The organism is Actinomadura sp. NBRC 104412 (assembly GCF_030269515.1).
Classification (GTDB): Bacteria; Actinomycetota; Actinomycetes; order Streptosporangiales; family Streptosporangiaceae; genus Spirillospora.
This window is the reverse complement of record NZ_BSTM01000084.1, coordinates 1-1,295: the sequence shown is the minus strand read 5'-3', so window position 1 is coordinate 1,295 and position 1,295 is coordinate 1. Positions and strand designations below refer to the sequence as shown.

General features: G+C 58.7%; 1 protein-coding gene and 1 pseudogene. Both read left to right on the top strand.

What is annotated here, in order from left to right; genetic code table 11:
- Nucleotides 1-114 (top strand): annotated as a pseudogene (locus tag QSK21_RS35800) (IS5/IS1182 family transposase); the annotation flags it as partial.
- 295 nt (nucleotides 115-409) lie between these two features.
- Nucleotides 410-1,295: recombinase family protein (locus QSK21_RS35795; RefSeq protein WP_285702202.1), on the top strand; the 886-nt coding region annotated here is incomplete at its 3' end.

Here is a 1,295-nt window from a genome sequence, read left to right as displayed (position 1 = left end):
GCCCAGCTCAAGAGCTGGCGGATCCTCCGCAAGCTGCGCTGCTGCCCGCACCGCGCCGGGCACCTGGCCAAGGCCATTCACGTGCTACAAACCCGCGAAGCTCACGCCTGCTGAAAAAGGTTCACTGGAGTATCAACCCGAGCTGTTCCAGATAATCCAGACTGAACGTTTTGCCGCGCATCTCACCACGCCACCATCGGCAACCAATAGCTAGTAGTCCGAACTCGCAAGGAACAGCGCCCCTAAAGTGCCACCCAAAAGGCGCTAGGACGGCTGGCATTTGGCCATTTCTGAGGTAAAATGGGAATGCCCAAAAAGGCCATAGGGCGAGAGGGGTACCACAATGCGCAACTCGCCGATTTGATCTCGGATCATGAGAAGGAAACTAAACGCGAAAGGAGGGTCTACTATGACGAGCGCCTACATCAATCCACCGGATGATGCTTTCCCTGCTACGGATAGCATCCCCGCTTCTCGCACTCAAGATGACCAACTGGCAGAGGAAGCGATCCAGCTAGAGGAAGCCGTGCTCTACCTGCGCGTTTCTTCTAAGAAGCAGATGGATACCGACGCCGATTACGACCCCGAGGGTAACTCGATTCCCACCCAACGACGCATTGCACAGGGTAAAGCCGATGCGCTTGGCGCACCTGTAGCGCGGGAATTCGTCGAGCCCGGCCGCACGGCCACCAGCCTGGAAAAGCGCGTCGCTTTTCAGGAGATGATGACCTACCTGACGACCGAGAACCGGCAACGCAAGAAGGAGGGCCGTCCGCTCATCCGCTACGTCATCGTCTACATGATGAGTCGGGCCTTCCGTAACGCCTTGGAGGAGCTCCAGACCAAGGCCCAGCTCGCCAAGATGGGTATCACCCTGGTCTCTGCTAAAGAGAACTTCGGCGACGGGTACCTTGGCGATGCCATGCAGGGCATCCTCGCCATCTTCAACGAGCTGCAAGTCCGTATGAGCGGCGATGACATTAAAACTAAGATGGCCAACAAAGCCCGAAACGGCGGCACCATTGCCCGCGCGCCCCTTGGCTACCTCAACACCAGCAAGCACGTCGAGGGGAGAGAAGTGCGGACGGTCATCATCGACCCGGAACGTGGCCCCCTCGTTCGCCTGGCCTTCGAACTGTACGCCACCGGCGACTACACCATCGAGGACCTACTGAGCTTTTCGTTAGTTGTGTGGTGTTGGAGGGTGGATTTCCAGTCCGGTGTGGGCCAGGAAGGACCATGCGAGCTGTTGGTCCTGGCAGATGCGGTTGATGCCGGCCTCAGCGGCGTCGGCG